Origin of the sequence: Ideonella flava (assembly GCF_051857595.1) — a bacterium.
Taxonomy (GTDB): domain Bacteria; phylum Pseudomonadota; class Gammaproteobacteria; order Burkholderiales; family Burkholderiaceae_C; genus Ideonella.
In genome coordinates this window covers 86,570-102,711 of record NZ_JBPZHD010000003.1, presented here as the reverse complement: position 1 = coordinate 102,711, position 16,142 = coordinate 86,570, and the positions used below count along the sequence as shown (strand labels likewise).

Below are 16,142 nucleotides of genomic sequence, written 5' to 3'. Positions count from 1 at the left end.
GGGGCTCAACAAATGGCTGAGGGCACGTTCAAAGGCCTCCGTACAGCGCGAAGGCAGCCCAGTGGAAGGGGTGGGGATGCTCGGTCCGCCAGGTCAGCTGCGCGTGCCGCAGGGCCGCTGCCGGCGAGGTGCCGGCGGCCAGCGCGGCATACAGGTGGGACATGAAGCCGGCGGTGATCCGGTCATCGACCGGCCAGAGGCTGGCCACCACCCGGCCGGCGCCGGCCAGCAGGAAGGCGCGGACCAGGCCGACCCATTCGTCCCCGCCGCCGGCCCGGATCGCATCGTCGCCGGCGGCCGTCTCGCATCCGCTCAGCACCACCACCCGGGCCGACAAGCGCAGGGCCTCCACCTGCTCGGCGGTGAGGGCTCCATCGGCCAAGTGCAGCGCCGAGAAGGTGGGGCTGTCGGTGCGGGACTGGGCATGGCACGCCAGGTGGAGCAGCCCGGCCGCGGCGGCGTCCGGCGAGCGCAGGGCGACTATCGTGGCCTCGGCGTCCAGCCGCAAGGTGGCACCCGGCAAGGCCGCGGCCACTTCCCGCGCCTCGGCGCCGGCATGCGGCAGCCGGCTGGATTCGCCCAGCACGAAAGCGGCGCCGGGGGAACTGGACGGAACGCGTTGCGAAGCCGAGGCGGCGTGAGCGGCGCTCGGTACCCAGGCCAGCTCGAAGCGGGCGGCCAGCGGCGCCTGTCCGTCATGCAGGGCGCCGAAGGGCAGGGCGGACAAGGGCGGCGGCGCGACCAGCAGGACCCGCCGTACGCCGTGGAGCAACGGCTCCAGCGGCGCCCACACCAGGGCGTGGACCTGCGCCAGCCGGGCGTCGCAGCGGGCGGCGAGGGTGGGCAGCCTGTCCTGCAGCGATGCGGCGGCACCGTGGCCCAGCGCCTCCAGCTGGAAGCGCGCTGCCTGCACCGCCTGCAAGACGTCGGGCCAGCTCGCGAGCCGGCGATGCACGTCGATGCCGTCGGGGCGGACCAGGCAGGCGAAGAGTTCGTCGCCGTCGAGGGCGAACTCGAGCAGGGCGTCGCCGGGGCCCAGCGTCGCGGCCAGGCGCCGGGCGTCCAGGCCATCGCTGGTGGCGGCTGGCGTGGCCGCGGCCAGGCGTTGGCGGCGCACCCGCTCCAGCAGGCTCTGCTCGCTGGCCTGGAGTTCCTCGCGCAGGGCCGGCGAGGGCACGTCGTCGTCGTCCTGCAGGCCCTCGGCGCGTCGCGCCAGCCAGCTCACCCGCGCCCGCAGCGCGGCCGTGTCCGCGTCCGCCGGCGCCTCGGCCTGCGCGACGACGGCCAGGCGCTCGCTGAGCGTGCGGGCCCGAAGGCGGTCGGCCGCGAGCAGGACCGCCTCCGCATGCGCCGGCGTGGGTTCGCGCTCGTGATCCGCCAAGGCGTAGTGCAGCAGAGCGCGATAGGGCCGCAGCTGGTCGGCCAGGAAGGCGCGGCGGATCTCGTCGCCCGGCAGTGCCAGGCGCAGGTCCTCGAACAAGGCGACGGCGGCCTCGAAGCCGGCTCGCGCGGCGGCGTCCCGGCCCAGGGCCTGCTCGGCCAGGGAGCGCCCGACGAGGGCCCGCACCTCGGCCGCCAGGCGCCGCTGCTGGCGCGCCTGGCCGAGCGCCGCATCGAAGGCTTCGAACGCCTTCGCCGGCCGGCCGGCCAGGCGCAGGGCCTCGGCCCTGACCAGGGCGGCGCGTGCCGCGCCATCGTCGGCGCCGGCATCGGCATAGGCGGCGAAGGCGACCTGCGCGGCCTCCAGCGCCGCGGCAGCGTCCTGTTGCGACAGGGCCAGTTCGGCGCGGGCCAGCGCAACGGCCCCCCGGCCGGCGGCGTTGCCCTCGGCGTCGAACAGGGCCAGGGCCTCGTCGAAGGCTGCACCGGCCTGCGCGGCCCGACCCTGCAGTGCGCGGCCTCGGCCCAGCTGCGCCAGCGTCCAGGCCCGGTCGTCGGGCATCTGCAGCGCGTCGAACTGGGACAGGGCCAGCCCGTGCAGCCGCTCGGCCTCGGGCAGCAGGCGCAGCTCGAGGTAGGCGTCGGCCAGCTGCTTCTCGGCGATCGCCAAGTGCTGAGGCATGGCCAGCGTCTCGTAGGCCGAGCGGGAGCGCTCGAAGCCGGCCAGGGCGGCGCCATAGCGGCCGCGCGAAAGATCGAGCAGGGCCATCGATTCATGGACCAGCGCCCCCAGCACGGGCAGCCCGTGCGCCGCGGCCCGCACACCGGCCCGGGTGTAGATGCGCTCGGCCTCGTCGAGATCGCCCTGGGCGGTCAGCGCGTCGGCCAGGCCGATGTCGGCCATCACCGAATGCTCGCTGTCCCCGGCGCGGGCGAACAGCCTCGCCGCCTCGCGGTAGTGCCGCGCCGCCGGGGCGTAGTCATCCTGGCGCAGGTTCAGGCTGCCCAGGTTGAGGCCGACCTTGGCCGCGGCGTGCCAGTTGCCCTGCCCGACAAAGGCGGCCTGGGTCCGCTCGGCGCAGGCCTGGGCCTCGGCGTGGCGGCCCAGCATGCCGAGGGCCATGATCTTGGGCACCTGGGTCTGGGCGGCGGGACCGGGTTGTTGCAACGCGTCGAAATCAGTGGCCGCGGCATCGAAGGAGGCCACGGCCTCGGTCATGCGCCCATCGGTCACCTCGGCGATCCCCCGGGTCCAGTGGGCCAGGGCGCGCACCTCGCGCCAGTCGCCGTCGCCACGGCTCGCCTGCAGGCGAGCCAGCCAGTCGTGGAGCCTGGCGGCGGCGTCGACCGCGCGCCGCGGCTCGCTGCTCCAGGCGGCGTAGCAGGCGTCCTTCAGGGCCCAGGCCAGGGCGATGGCCTCGTCCGGCTCGTCCGGCGCCGCTGGCAGCGGGCCGCCGTTCATCAGCGCCTGGGCCAGCGCCGCGGGTTCAGGCGGGGTCGCCATCCTTGCCGACGAAGCGGATCGGGCCGCCCACGTCGAAGGCCGGCAGCTGCACCTCCTGCGTCGGCAGCACGAGGCGAAGCCGGTAGCGCCCGGGCTCGACGGCCGGCAGGTGGAACTCGCCGAAGTCGTCCAGCGGTGCCTCGCGGGCGGCGGTGCCGTCTTCGCGGGCCAGGGTGATCGTGCCGCGCTCGTCCGGACCCAGCACCTGGCCGCTGACGCTGAAGTGCGAGCCTTCGGCCGGCACGATGCGAAGGTCGACGTCGCGGCCTTCGGCGCTGAAGATCAGTTGCCGCGTGGCCGAGGTGCCGGTGGAGCGCAGCCCGGTTGCCAGGGGCGCCGCTGTCCAGCTGTCGAAGCGCAGCCAGGCCTGGACCTGTTCACGCAGACCCTGCGCGGCCTCGGCCAGGCGGACCGAGAGCGAGGGCTGCCAGGCCTCGATGGCGCGCTGCACCCAGGCGGCCGGCGCATCCGGCAGCGCGGCGGCCGCGGGCAGGCGGGCGAGCAGTTCATCGTCGGCGAGCTGCTTCAGCGGGTCGGGGGTGCGATCGGCATCCATGCGGGACAGAGCGCGGTGCTCACCAGCAAATACAAGTGACGAGGCAGATCACGGCAGCAATTTGCGCAATTTGCCCAGGCAGCGGGACCTCGTCGGCCCGATGCTGCCCACCGGCAGCTGCAGCCGGCGGCTGACTTCATCGTAGCCCAGGCGGTCGTCCTCGTCGCGAAAGACCAGCAGCAGCAGCTCGCGGCAGCGTTCGTCCAGCCGGTCCAGCGCCACGCGCAGCCGATGCAACTCCTGCAGTCCCTCCAGCTGCTCCTCGGCGCGAGGGGTCTCGTCGGCGATGTCCCATTCCTCGTGGCCCTCCGGATCCGCTTCGTCGGCCCGGCTCATGGACACGTGCCGCTGCCCGGCGCGCCGCGCCGCGAGGCCTTCGCGCTTGGCCGTGGTGACGATCCAGGCCTGCAGCCGGTCGGGTTCGCGCAGGCCGCCGAGGTGGCGCATCAGCTTCTCGAACACCGTCTGGAAGACGTCCGCCGCCGCGTGTTCGTCCAGCCCCATGCGGGTGACGATGGCGTAGACCAGGCGCTGGTAGCGCGAGACGAGCGCGCCCCAGGCGGAGGCGTCGCCACTGCGGCAGCGCTCTATCAGCTGGGTGTCATCGAGGTCGGACGAGGCGGTCAAGGCGGGTGAAGCACAGCGTGGGCGGCATTGTGAGTGCAAGCGAGGTGCCGGAAAGGTTGATGTATCTCAAGCACAGGCGGCCGCTCTGTGGGTCATCCCCATCCCGTGATCCTGTTTGAAGGAGTGACTGCATGTTCTTTCGTCTGACGACTTTGGTGCTCGCCGCCGGCCTGGCTGGAGCGCCGGCTTTCGCCGCCACTTCCGCGGCCTGCAAGGGCGGAGGCTTCAGTGCCCTGGGCTACAGCGGCAACGTGAAGGTCGACGTCCCGGCGGCCCAACTCGGCACGAGCTTTGCCGTGCGCGGCAAGTACGTGGAGTTCGAGATCGACTCGGCCACCTTTGCCGTGCGCCGTTACGCCATGACCGGAGCCGCCAACGCGCTGGACATCACCGGTGGCGTGCGCACGCCGGTGTTCGAGAGCAAGGTGCCCGACCTGCGCGGTGCGGTCCTGTCCGGCCCGGCGGAGCTGGAGCTGAAGGACGGCGATCTGGTGATCCGCCGCCAGGGCAAGGTGGACATGAAGATCCAGGCCAAGGACTGCGCGCAGGGCGGCATCTTCCAGATGGAAGTCGAGCGCGACGACGGCCAGGCCACGTTGTTCACCCACACGCTGGCCACGAACCCGGCCAACCAGAACCTGACGCCCTTCTACTTCGACAACCGGAACTTCCGCGAGCGCGAGGGCGATCAGCTGCCTTTCGGCGACGTCTTCATGACGGTGACGGCGCGGGTCAATTTCGGCAACGACTTCTCGCCGAAGTTCGTCGGCCGCGACAGCCCGCAGCTGGCCACGCGCCGCAGCGAGCCGACCTGCCCCAACACCATCATCAACCGCTTCGGCCAGCCGGTGACGGTGAGTCACTGCGGCGGCGTCTCGCGCTGGGATGTCAAGAGCGGCGGCCGCATGGGCATGGTGATGGGCGAGGACGCGGTGGAAGTCGCGCCGTCGGCCAAGGAATGCGACAAGGAATGCCAGGCGCGCAACCGCGTGCAGGGCAAGGCGGTGGTGCTGGGCTCCCCGTTCCCGGTCGGGGCCGCCGATCGTCTGAACCCGCGCGCGCCGTGAAAGCCAGGCGCACAGGGCTGCCGGTCTGGTCGAGAGCTCTGCGCGTCGCTGCGGCGCGCACGCCGCTCAGCTGGCTTCGAACAGGTCGCCACCGCCGCGCACCGGCGGGGTGAGGCCGAGGTGGCGATAGGCCATCACCGTGGCCACGCGGCCGCGCGGGGTGCGCTGCAGGTAGCCCTGCTGGATCAGGTAGGGCTCGATCACGTCCTCGATCGTGCCCGGCTCTTCACCGATGGCGGCCGCCACGTTGTCCAGGCCCACGGGGCCGCCGTCGAACCGGTGGACGACCGCCTCGAGCAGCTTGCGGTCCATCACGTCGAAGCCCACCGGATCGACGTCGAGCATCTTCAGCGCGGCGTCGGCGGTGGGCTTGTCGATGTGGCCGTTGCCCTTGACGTCCGCGTAGTCGCGCACGCGGCGCAGCAGGCGGTTGGCGATGCGCGGCGTGCCGCGTGAACGGCGGGCGATCTCCATCGCGCCGCTCGGATCGATGGGCGCCTCGAGCAGGCCGGCCGAGCGGCCGACGATGCGGGCCAGCTCCTCGGGCGTGTAGAACTCCAGCCGGGCCACGATGCCGAAGCGGTCGCGCAGCGGGTTGGTCAGCATGCCGGCGCGGGTGGTGGCGCCGACGAGGGTGAAGGGCTGCAGGTCCAGCTTGATCGAGCGGGCCGCCGGGCCCTCGCCGATCATGATGTCGATCTGGTAATCCTCCAGCGCGGGGTAGAGGATCTCCTCGACGACCGGCGACAGGCGGTGGATCTCGTCGATGAAGAGCACGTCGTGGCGCTCGAGGTTGGTCAGGATGGCGGCCAGGTCCTTGGGCTTTTCCAGCACCGGGCCGCTGGTCTGGCGCAGGTTCACGCCCAGCTCGTTGGCGATGATGTGCGACAGGGTCGTCTTGCCGAGGCCGGGCGGGCCGAAGAGCAGCACGTGGTCGAGCGCCTCGCTGCGCTTCTTCGCGGCGCCGATGAAGATCTCCAGCTGCTCGCGGGCCTTGGCCTGGCCGACGTACTCCGCCAGGCCCTTGGGCCGCAGCGCCCTTTCGAGCGCCTCCTCCTGCGGCGAGGCCGCGCTGGCGGTGATGATGCGCGGCGCCGCCTGGCGCTCGGGCAGGCCGAAGTCGTCGGTCTGGATGGACATACAGCGATTATCGCCCTGGCCAAAACTAGAATCGCCCGGTGCTGACCCTGCGCCGCCACCTCCGTGAGCTCACCGCCTTCGCCCTGCTGGCGATCGCCGCGCTCGCACTGCTGCCGACGGTGTCGCGCCTGCTGGCTCAAGCCACGGGCAGCGCCGAGCTGGCCGAGGTCTGCACGCCCAGCGGCCTCAAACGCGTGGCGACCGGCAGCGAGTCCCCGGCACCCGTGCTGGCCGATGCGCACCTGGACCATTGCCCCTTGTGCAGCCTGGCCGGCGTCGCACTGCTGCCGCCCACGTCGCCCGCGGCCTTGCCGCTGCCGACCCTGCGAGAGGGCCTGCCGCGCCTGTTCGGCGCCTCGCCGCGCCCGCTGTTCGCGTGGACATCCTCCCGGCCCCGCGGGCCGCCGTCGATCGCCTGAGCTTCACAGTTCCCGGCGCCGCCTTCGCGCGCCGGTCCGGCTCTTGCCCGCGTGCTCGCGTTCGATCCCACGCGCGTTCGCGGGCTGCATCGACGAAAGACCCCTCCCATGCAGCCTCTTGTCTGCCTTGCGCGGCCGCGTGCCCTCGCCGCCGCCCTGACCCTGCTCTGCGTCCCGCTGGCGCACGCCTCCTGCGGCGCCGCCTTCTGCAACCTCCTGAACGACCGCTTCGCCCTGGGCACCTGGGATCACCAGGGCTGGAGCGTCGACCTGCGTGTCGAGACCATCGACCAGGACAAGCTGCGCCACGGCAGCCACACCCTCTCGCCCGACGAACTGCCCGAGGGCGAGGAGGCCGTGGAACGCCACACCCGCAGCACCAACCTGGTCACGACGCTGGACTACGCGCTCAGCCCGCAATGGTCGTTGGCCCTGCGCCTGCCGGTGATGCACCGCGACCATCTGCACGACCTGATCGACGAGGAGACGGGTGAGCTCGGCGCGCGCGAGCGCTGGCGCTTCACCCGCCTGGGCGACGTGCAGGCGCTCGCCCGCTGGCAGGCGCCGGTCGCGGCTGATGCCGATTTCGCCTGGGCGCTCACCGCCGGGCTGCAGCTGCCGACCGGCAGCCACGACGTAGCCAATGCCGAAGGTGCGGTGGCCGAGCGCAGCCTGCAGCCGGGCACGGGCACGACGGCCGGCGTGCTCGGTGCATCGGCCCGCTGGGTCGTCACTTTCGCGGACGCCCTGAACCTGCAAGCCACCTGGACCCACGCCTTCGGCGAAAGCGAGGGCTACCGCCCCGGCGACCGGGTCGACCTGTCTTTCGGCTGGGCCCATGCCATGTCCCCGGCGTGGAGCCTGCTGCTGCAGGCCAATGCCAGCTGGCGCGGCCGCGATCGGGGCGCCGAAGCCGAACCGGACAACAGCGGCAGCACCAGCCTCAGCCTCTCGCCGGGCGTGAGTGTTTCGCTTGGTCACGACGACGTCGTCTACGGCCTGGTGCAAGTGCCCGTTGTGCAGCGGGTGAACGGCGTCCAGCTCGTTCCCTCCGCCAGCCTCGCCGCCGGCTGGACCCATTCCTTCTGACTCCAAGGACAAAGCCATGAAGTTCAACTCCGTCATCGCCGCCACCACGTTCTTCGCGGCGCTGGGAACCGCTCATGCCGCCACCACGGTTGCCGACGCCTGGGCGCGCGGCACCGTCCCGCAGCAGCAGGCCTCCGGTGCCTTCATGCGCATCACCTCGGCCGAGGGCGGCAAGCTGGTGGGCGTGAGCTCGCCGGTGGCGGCCACCGTCGAGGTGCACGAGATGAAGATGGACGGCGGCGTGATGAAGATGGGCGCCGTGCCCTCGCTCGACTTGCCTGCCGGCCAGGCTGTCGAGCTCAAGCCCGGCGGCTACCACGTCATGCTGATGGGGCTGAAGCAGCAGCTCAAGGCGGGTGACAAGGTGCCGTTGACCTTGACCATCGAAGGCAAGGGCGGCCAGAAAGAGACGCTGCAGGTCACCGCGCCGGTGAAGGCGCTGGGGCAATAGCCGGGTTCAGAACGCGACCCGCAGCGTGAGCCGCGCGCTGCGAGGCTCGGCCGGGTGGATCACCTTGCCGGTCTCCGAGGTCGGCTGGCCCGGCAGCCGGTATTCGTAGACGTACTGGATGTCGTCGACCTTCGCGTCGAGCAGGTTGAAGACGTCCAGCGTCAGCTCGGCGTCGCGCTGCAGCCAGTCGCGCAGGGCTCGGCTGATGCGCAGGTTGAAGGTCGAAGAGGGCGACGACCGCACCGAGTTGTCCTCCACCAGCGCACCCGGGCCGAGCCAGCGCCACTGCAGGCTGGCCGACCAGGGGCCGATGTTCCTGACCGCGGCCGCGACCGAGGCGACGGAGTCGACGGCGTTCGGGATGCGGTCTGCGTTGTCGAAGCGGGCGTGCGTCCACGCCAGGTCGGCATCGAGCAGGAAGTGCTCGCCGGGCGTCCAGCGGTTGTTCCACTCGATGCCGCGGCGCGTGCTCGCGCCGCTGGCCTCGGTGGCGCCGGCATCGCCGACGTAGACCAGCTCCGAATCGGACTTCAGCTGCCACAGCGCGACCGAGCTCTGCAGGTCCTTGATGGCCTCGGTGCGCAGGCCGAACTCGATGCCGCGCGAGGCGACGAGGCCCGGCACCTTGTCCACCGGGTCGCCGGTCTTCGGGTCGACCGTGGCGGTCGTGCCGCGCGCGTCGTTGCTGTGCAGGCCGCGGCCGGCGTTGAAGAAGAACTCGGTCCGGGCCCAGGGGCCGGCGATCAGCGAGAGCTTCGGTGACAGCTGCTGGTCCGATGTGCGGCCGGAGTTGGCGGCGCTGCCGAGGCTGTCGACATGGAAGCGCACGTGGTCGCCACGCAGTCCGATGACGCTGCGCAGCCAGGGCGTGAGCGTGAGCTGCGTCTGGCCGTACACACCGACCATCGTCTCCTGCACGTCATCGACGCGTGTGGTGCCGATGAGGGCGCGGCGCTCGGTGCCGAAGAGGCCGACCGTCGCATCGTCGTGGCGCAGCTGCAGGCCGAATTCGCTGAAGGCGTCCAGGCCGGCGAGCGTGTGCGAGAAGCCGTGAGATGCCTTGAAGCCCCACACCGTGCGGGCATCCTGCTGCGAGAACTGGTCGCCGGTGTCCGGGCGCTCCAGCGCGTAGGTGAAGTTGGAAAAGAGCTTCAGGCGGTAGCGCATGGCATAGGCCGACACCTGCGTGTCGCCTTCATCGCCGCGCCGGTGCCATTCGCCCGAGAGGCTGTAGCGCGAGGTGCTGCCGCCGTCGGTCGGATCCAGTGAATCGAAGCGGCCGAAGGGCGTGCCGTCGGGCCGGCCCTGGTCGATGAGGGATTGCGGCACCTGGTCGGTGGCCGTCCAGCGCGCGTCGTAGGCCATGAGGCTGGCGGACCAGCCGCCTTGGCGCGAGCCCTGCGCATAGGAGAGCAAGGCGTTGTTCCGACGCAGGCCCTCGGGCACGGTCCACGGGCCGTCGTTGACCATCGTTTCCACGGCGCCGAGCAGCGTGCCGCCCGTGGACAAGTCGAACGAGGCGGCTCCGACGGCGCGCGCATAGCCGTTCTCGCCCAGCGTGAGCTGCGCGAAGGGCGCATCGAGCCGGGTCTTGTAGACGATGTCGGCGGCGCCGGCCGAGGCGAAGTCGCCGTGCGTGGCGAAGTACGGGCCTTTGCGGTAGTCGATGCGGTCGACCAGCTCCGGCAGCAGGAAGTTGAGGTCGGTGTAGCCCTGGCCATGCGCATGGCTGGGCATGTTGACCGGCATCCCGGCGACGGTGGTCGCGAAGTCGGTGCCGTGGTCGAGGTTGAAGCCGCGCAGGAAGTACTGGTTGGCCTTGCCGTCGCCCGAGTGCTGGGTGACGATGAGGCCGGGCACGAACTCCAGCACCTCGCCGGGACGCAGGGCGGGGCGGCTTCTCAGCAGCTCCGCGCGGATCGTGCCTTGCGAGGCCGCGTCGCTCATGCCGATGGCGTTGTCGTAGTGCCGGCCGATGACCTCGATCTGCTGGGCAGCGGCCACGGTGAGGGTGTCGTCGTTGCTGGCCGACTGGGCGGCGACGTGGCCCGCCCATGCGGCGAACAGGAAGGCCGCGAGCGGCCTGCGGCGAAAGGGGGCGTGGAGCATCGAGGCGGTCTCGCGGGCGGTGTGCTGCAGATACGCCCGTCCAGCCGCGGCGGATGCGTCGCGAGCGATTCACCCGCGAAGCCTACGGCCCGCCCATTGCAGGAATTTTGCAAAGCCGCCTGAACGGGAGGCCAGTCCTCACCGCCCGGCTCTGCGCCTCACGCCAGCGCCTTCAACGCCAGCTTGATGCCCTCGCTCACGCCCACGTCCGCCGGCAGCTTCTTCAGCGCCGCCGCCGCGTCCTTCTCGTTGTAGCCCAGCGCGATCAGCGCCTGCACGATGTCCGCCTGGGCGTCGGAAACCACCTGCGCGGCCGGCGAGCCGAGCTCGGGGGCCAGCTTGCCCTTGAGCTCCAGCAGCAAGCGCTCGGCGGTCTTCTTGCCAATGCCGGGCACCTTTTGCAGGCGCCCGCCCTCCTGGCGCGATACGGTGGCGGCAAGCTCGGCCACCGACAAACCCGACAGCACCGACAGCGCGGTGCGTGGCCCTATGCCCGAAATCTTGACCAGCTCGCGGAAGGTGCTGCGTTCCGCGGCGGTGAGGAATCCGTAAAGCAGGTGCGCATCCTCGCGCACCACCAGGTGGGTCAGCAGGGTGACGCGTTCGCCGAGGGCCGGCAGGTTGTAGAACGTGCTCATCGGCACGTCGACCTCATAGCCGACGCCATTGACGTCGATGAGCACCAAGGGCGGCGATTTCTCCGCCAGCATTCCAGTGAGTCGGCCGATCATGGCGGCGGATTATCGGGTTGGGCGGCGAGCGTGCGCGCTTGAGCAATTCGATGAGAACTGCTCATCGAGATTCGGGGCCTCTCGGTTAGGATTTGTAAAGGGAGGGCCGACGACGCAAGGCGTCGGCAGGGCGCCAGCGCCTGGTTTCGAAAAAGCGACGCCCCGGTCGCATCCACGGAGGGATCCATGATTTCGTATTTCCCGCGCCTCGCGCAGGCGGGTTGGCGTGTTCGCGTATTCGCCGCCTTGGCCATCGCCACGGTGCTGTCGGCCTGCGGTGGGGGCGGCGGCAGCGACGGCCCCGCGGCGACGGTCACTGTCGACCGCTCGACGGTTGCCCTGGCGGACACCTATGAGGATGAATATCCGGCGCCCCAGACCCTGAACGTGCAGGTGACCGGACACGGCATCGCCGATGTCGGCCTGGCCTACGACCCGGCGTATCCGGCCGAGGACTGGGTAGGCGCCGAATTGGCCGGCGCAGCGCCGTCCTACCAGCTGACGATCGGCGCCGCATCGCCGACCACGCCCGGCGAACACACGGCCCACCTGCTTTTCGGCGCCGTGGACGACAAGGGCAATGTGCTGGACTCGACGCCCATCGTGGTGACCTACAAGGTCGTGGCCCGCCTTCGAACCGACATGCCGACGATCGCCATGGAAGGCGTCAACGGTGCGGCTGCGCCGGAGACGGTGCACTTCAGCGTGTCGGGCGAGGGCTTGAGTTGGACGGCCAGCAGCCCGCAGGGCTGGATCAGGATCGGCAACGCCAGCGGGACGGGCCCGGCGCAGATCGACGTCGATGTCGATGACAGCGGGCTGGCCTCCGGAACTCATGCCGGCAGCATCGTCATCACCTCGACCGACGGGCAGTCGATCACGATCCCGGTGACCTTCACCCTCACCTCCACTTCGCTGAGCGTGTCGTCGACGAGCCTGTCGTTCGGGGGGGCCACCGGCCGGGACGCCGGTGCGCAGACGCTGCAACTCAGCTTGGGAACCGACGGCAACGCGTACGAGTGGGAGCTGCAATCGTTCCCGGCCTGGCTGATCCCGAGCGCCACCAGCGGCACGGTCTCATCCGCGCCGCAGGACGTCTCCTTCACGCCGGATTTCGCGGCAGCGGGCCAGGGCCAGTCCAGCGCGACCCTGACCTTCGTCGCCCACGTCAATGGAGACCTCGTCGAGCAGCAGGTGAGCGTGGCGCTCAAGGTGGACGGGCATCGGCTCCACGCCAGCGAGGATGGCGTAGCGCTCGCTTCGACGCCCTCCTGGTCGCGCCTGACCCGCACGATCAAGGTGAACGAGAACTTCGGGCAGGCGGTGGCCTGGACCGCCAGTTCCGACAAGTCCTGGCTGTCGGTGACCTCCAGCGGCGTGGCGGGCGGCAATCTGGTGCTGACGGCGAATCCCGCGGCTGTGGCCACCGATTCGCTCTCGATCGCGACCGTGACGATCAAGACCTCGGACTCCAAGATCGCCAACGCGACGGTGCGCGTGGGTTTGTGGAAGGGAGCGAGCACGCCGGCGGCGGTCGTGACCAAGACGGGGGTCAACTACATCCGCATAGCGAACGACCCGGTCCGGCCATATGTCTACGCCCACGATGGCACGTCGACGATCGACGTCTATCACGCCTACACCGGGGCCAAGGTCGCGACGATCACGGGGGTGGGCAACACCCTGCGGGACATGGCCGTCGGCACCGACGGCCGCAACCTGTATGTGGTCGATGAAGGCTTCAAGCGCATCGCGGTGATCGACCTCAACACGATGGCCAGGACCCGGACCATCACGACCAGCGGCCCGACGGACGCCGGCTACACGCTGGTGGCGACGCGCGTCACCGGCGTCGAGGTTCTTCTCGGAGGCGATGGCACCGCCTACCGTGCGAGCGACGGTGCCGTGGTTTCACTCGCGACCGGTTTGCGCTATCACATGACGGCGTCGCGCGACGGTTCGCATCTCTACTACATCAACTGGGGCCTGAGCCCGGCCAGCGCCGGCGGCTATGTGGCCGACTACACCGCTGCCGCTGGCGGCGCGTTGCTGACCACGCCGATACCGAGTTCGATGGATGTGGGAAGCGACGGCGACGACATCGCCGTGTCGGCCGATGGCGCGACGCTGTACACGGCCAGCAGCACCTCGAACAACGGCGCGCCGTACGTGTTCAAGACCTTTGACGCGACGACCCTCTCGGCCATCGGGCACCTGCCGCCGGTGACCATCTGGCCGACCAGCGTCGAGGCCGCCAGCGACGGCCGCGTCGCGGGCGGCGTGTCGGGCACCTACGAGGACTACGACATCTGCCTGTACAGCAAGACAGGGGCCTTGCTTCGCAAGTACAAGGTCGCCGGCTACGCCCAGACCTTGGCGGGGCAGAACCTGGTCTTCACCGGCGATGCGTTGATGCTCGTGGCGACCACGACGGATCCCAAGCTGGTCTTCATCCCGGTCGGCCCCTGAGCCCGGCCAGCCGGCGTTTGCCGGACAATGCCGGGCTCGACCGAACCGCGAGCCCGGCTCTTGATCCTCCGCCACACCTTCACCCCGCTCGACAACACTCGTCTTTCGCACCTGTGCGGAGCGCTCGACGAGCACCTTCGCGCGATCGAGGCGGCGCTGCCGGTGACCATCACGCACCGGCAGGGCACCTTCCGCGTCGAGGGGGCCAAGCGCGATGCGGAGCGAGCGCTGGCGCTGCTGGTGTCGCTCTACGAGCGGGCGAAGAAGCCGCTCCATGCCGAGACCCTGCAGCTGGCACTGGATGACCTGCGCCGGCCCGCCTCGGCCAACGTGGCACTGGGCGAAGACGGCGAGATCGTGCTCCACACGCGGCGCGCCGACCTGACCGGCCGCACGCCCAACCAGGTCCAGTACCTGCGGCAGATCCTCTCGCACGACATTACCTTCGGCATCGGCCCGGCCGGCACCGGCAAGACATTCCTCGCGGTGGCCTGCGCCGTGGATGCGCTGGAGCGCAGCGGCGTGCAACGCATCCTGCTGACGCGCCCGGCGGTGGAAGCCGGCGAGCGCCTGGGCTTCCTGCCCGGCGACCTGACGCAAAAGGTGGATCCCTACCTGCGCCCGCTGTACGACGCGCTGTACGACCTGATGGGCTTCGACCGCGTCACCAAGGCCTTCGAGAAGGGCCTGCTCGAGGTCGCACCGCTGGCGTTCATGCGCGGGCGCACGCTGAACCACTCCTTCGTCATCCTCGACGAGGCGCAGAACACCACGCCCGAGCAGATGAAGATGTTCCTCACCCGCATCGGGTTCGGCTCCAAGGCGGTGGTCAACGGCGACGTGAGCCAGATCGACCTGCCGCGCGGCATGCCCAGCGGGCTGGTCGATGCGGCCGAGGTGCTGAAGACGGTCAAGGGCATAGCCATGACGCGCTTCACCTCCACCGACGTGGTTCGTCATCCGCTGGTGGCACGCATCGTCGAGGCCTACGAGGCGCAGCAGAAGGCTCCCTCGTGAGTCGAGTCGCACGCCCTTCGCTGGCCCTGAGCCTGCAGTTCGCCGACCCTCGCCATCGCGACCAGCTGCCCCGCCATCGGGTGGCGCGCTGGGTGCGTTCGGCCCTGGCCACGCCGGGCGAAATCACCGTGCGCATCGTCGACGAAGACGAGGGCCGCACGCTCAACCACGAGTTCCGCGGCAAGGACTACGCGACCAACGTGCTCACCTTCGACTACCTGCGGGAGCCGGTGGTCCAGGCCGACCTCATCCTGTGTGCGCCGGTGGTCGCGCGCGAGGCCCGGGAGCTGCGCATCGCGGTCGCCGACCATTACGCCCACCTGCTGGTGCATGGCACCTTGCACGCCCAGGGCTGGGAGCACGAGACCAGCGAAGAAGACGCCGAGGCCATGGAGGCCCGCGAGACCCAGATCCTGCTCGCCCTGGGCCTGAAGGACCCCTACCGCAAGCGCCGCTGAGGCCTCACGGCCGGACGTGCGTCCCCAGGTAGCGCTTTCGCCAGAAGAAGGCGCCCAGGCCGAGGGCGGTGGCGGCCATGATGCCGATGGCGACCCAGAATCCGGTCACCGCGTGCGTCAGCGGGATCACCTCGAAGTTCATGCCGAAGATCCCGGTGATCAGGTTCAGCGGCAGGAAGATCGCGGTCAGCACGGTGAGCGTGCGCATGATGTCGTTGGTACGGTGGCTCAGCGCCGAGAAGTGCATCTGGACGGCGGCCTCCGCCGAGGACTCCAGCCTTCGCACATGCGTGAGCACGCGCTCGATGTGCTCGAGCACGTCCCGTGAGCGCACCCGCAGCAGCTCGCGCTCGCGCCTGGCTGCGCTGTCATCGGCCTGGATCGGCCATTCGTCCAGCGCGTCTATCCACTCCTGCACCGCCGCGCGCTGATCCTCGCAGGTGTCCTCGAGCACGTTCAGCGCATTGCGGCTGGCCAGGAGCACCTGCCAGTCGCGGAAGTGGCCCTTGGGATCGAGCAGCTCGTTCTGCAGGGTGGTGAGCTGGCGCGTGAGCAGGCGCCGCAGGTCCAGGTAGCTGTCGACCATGAAGTTCAGCATGCGCAGCATCAGGTCGGCCGGGCTGCTGGGCAGGCGGCCCGTGCCGCGCAGGTCGGACTCCTGCGAATGCTGCGTCAGGCGCCGTGCGAAGTGCTCGCGGACCGAGCACTCGGTGGGATGCACGGTCAACAGCACACGGTCGAAGACGACGAAGCCCACGGGGCTGGTGTCGATCGCGTCCAGTGCGCGCCGGGCCGAGGCGAGCGTGCCGTGCTCGTCGTCGACGAAGAGGTTTCTTCCCGCGCTGGCGGCGGCGAGCCGCCGGAAGACCAGCATGTCGTACCAGGAGGTGTCTTCGAAGTGCGACGGCAGCTGGTTGTTGAGCAGGTCGCTGACGTGCAGGTCGACGATGCCCGCGCCGACCCAGCGCTGCAGCCGGCCCTGCAGAAGCTCGCGCTGGACCTCGAACTCGCGCCGACCGCTGCCTATCCAGAGGAAGCCTTGCGGAGGCAGCTGCTCGGGCAGCTCCTCGCATTCGGCGAAGCGGTCGGCCGTGATGTGGAAGATGCGCATCGGCGGCCCTTGGA

General features: G+C 70.5%; 14 protein-coding genes. 7 read left to right on the top strand and 7 right to left on the bottom strand.

Features of this window, described 5'->3' with window-relative positions:
• Positions 1 to 28: 28 nt before the first annotated feature.
• From ACS5PM_RS07325 to ACS5PM_RS07315, 3 genes are read right to left on the bottom strand one after another with little or no spacing between them, the layout of a single operon-like run.
• Positions 29 to 2,884, bottom strand: a complete 2,856-nt coding sequence (locus ACS5PM_RS07325) for a CHAT domain-containing protein (protein WP_439386935.1) — start codon at positions 2,882 to 2,884, stop codon at positions 29 to 31.
• On the bottom strand, positions 2,868 to 3,440 hold the full coding sequence (locus ACS5PM_RS07320) for a carboxypeptidase-like regulatory domain-containing protein (RefSeq protein WP_439386934.1): 573 nt from the start codon (positions 3,438 to 3,440) through the stop codon (positions 2,868 to 2,870). Before ACS5PM_RS07320 ends, ACS5PM_RS07325 begins: the two co-directional genes overlap by 17 nt.
• Before the next feature lie 48 nt (positions 3,441 to 3,488).
• Positions 3,489 to 4,067 (bottom strand): RNA polymerase sigma factor, encoded by a 579-nt coding sequence (locus tag ACS5PM_RS07315; RefSeq protein WP_439386933.1) that lies wholly within the window; start codon positions 4,065 to 4,067, stop codon positions 3,489 to 3,491.
• A gap of 131 nt (positions 4,068 to 4,198) precedes the next feature.
• Here ACS5PM_RS07315 and ACS5PM_RS07310 point away from each other — a divergent pair, with 131 nt between their 5' ends.
• The gene (locus ACS5PM_RS07310) at positions 4,199 to 5,134 is read left to right on the top strand and encodes a hypothetical protein (RefSeq protein WP_439386932.1); all 936 of its coding nucleotides are present in this window, start codon (positions 4,199 to 4,201) and stop codon (positions 5,132 to 5,134) included.
• Between the two features lie 66 nt (positions 5,135 to 5,200).
• On the opposite strand, the gene ruvB is transcribed toward ACS5PM_RS07310, so the two are convergent.
• Positions 5,201 to 6,274, bottom strand: coding sequence for a Holliday junction branch migration DNA helicase RuvB (gene ruvB, locus ACS5PM_RS07305; protein WP_439386931.1), 1,074 nt, complete (start codon positions 6,272 to 6,274; stop codon positions 5,201 to 5,203).
• Between the two features lie 38 nt (positions 6,275 to 6,312).
• Here ruvB and ACS5PM_RS07300 point away from each other — a divergent pair, with 38 nt between their 5' ends.
• The 3 genes from ACS5PM_RS07300 (at position 6,313) to ACS5PM_RS07290 (ending at position 8,233) form a co-directional block, all read left to right on the top strand.
• Positions 6,313 to 6,693 (top strand): DUF2946 family protein, encoded by a 381-nt coding sequence (locus ACS5PM_RS07300; protein WP_439386930.1) that lies wholly within the window; start codon positions 6,313 to 6,315, stop codon positions 6,691 to 6,693.
• Between the two features lie 108 nt (positions 6,694 to 6,801).
• The gene (locus tag ACS5PM_RS07295; RefSeq protein ID WP_439386929.1) at positions 6,802 to 7,782 is read left to right on the top strand and encodes a transporter; all 981 of its coding nucleotides are present in this window, start codon (positions 6,802 to 6,804) and stop codon (positions 7,780 to 7,782) included.
• Between the two features lie 16 nt (positions 7,783 to 7,798).
• Positions 7,799 to 8,233 (top strand): copper chaperone PCu(A)C, encoded by a 435-nt coding sequence (locus ACS5PM_RS07290; RefSeq protein WP_439386928.1) that lies wholly within the window; start codon positions 7,799 to 7,801, stop codon positions 8,231 to 8,233.
• Between the two features lie 6 nt (positions 8,234 to 8,239).
• Here the strand turns inward: ACS5PM_RS07290 and ACS5PM_RS07285 are convergent, their stop codons facing one another.
• A complete protein-coding gene (locus tag ACS5PM_RS07285; protein ID WP_439386927.1) occupies positions 8,240 to 10,342 on the bottom strand; it encodes a TonB-dependent receptor in 2,103 nt (700 codons plus the stop codon).
• Positions 10,343 to 10,500: 158 nt separating this feature from the next.
• The gene (ruvA, locus tag ACS5PM_RS07280; RefSeq protein WP_439386926.1) at positions 10,501 to 11,073 is read right to left on the bottom strand and encodes a Holliday junction branch migration protein RuvA; all 573 of its coding nucleotides are present in this window, start codon (positions 11,071 to 11,073) and stop codon (positions 10,501 to 10,503) included.
• Between the two features lie 186 nt (positions 11,074 to 11,259).
• Here ruvA and ACS5PM_RS07275 point away from each other — a divergent pair, with 186 nt between their 5' ends.
• The 3 genes from ACS5PM_RS07275 to ybeY are packed head-to-tail and all read left to right on the top strand — an operon-like array spanning position 11,260 to position 15,017.
• Positions 11,260 to 13,542, top strand: a complete 2,283-nt coding sequence (locus tag ACS5PM_RS07275; protein WP_439386925.1) for a YncE family protein — start codon at positions 11,260 to 11,262, stop codon at positions 13,540 to 13,542.
• Between the two features lie 60 nt (positions 13,543 to 13,602).
• Positions 13,603 to 14,559: a PhoH family protein gene (locus ACS5PM_RS07270; protein ID WP_439386924.1), complete on the top strand. Its 957-nt coding sequence runs from the start codon at positions 13,603 to 13,605 to the stop codon at positions 14,557 to 14,559.
• Positions 14,556 to 15,017, top strand: coding sequence for an rRNA maturation RNase YbeY (ybeY, locus tag ACS5PM_RS07265; protein ID WP_439386923.1), 462 nt, complete (start codon positions 14,556 to 14,558; stop codon positions 15,015 to 15,017). Before ACS5PM_RS07270 ends, ybeY begins: the two co-directional genes overlap by 4 nt.
• 4 nt (positions 15,018 to 15,021) lie before the next feature.
• Here ybeY and ACS5PM_RS07260 read toward each other — a convergent pair whose 3' ends face one another.
• The gene (locus ACS5PM_RS07260) at positions 15,022 to 16,128 is read right to left on the bottom strand and encodes a magnesium transporter CorA family protein (protein WP_439386922.1); all 1,107 of its coding nucleotides are present in this window, start codon (positions 16,126 to 16,128) and stop codon (positions 15,022 to 15,024) included.
• Between the last annotated feature and the right edge of the window lie 14 nt (positions 16,129 to 16,142).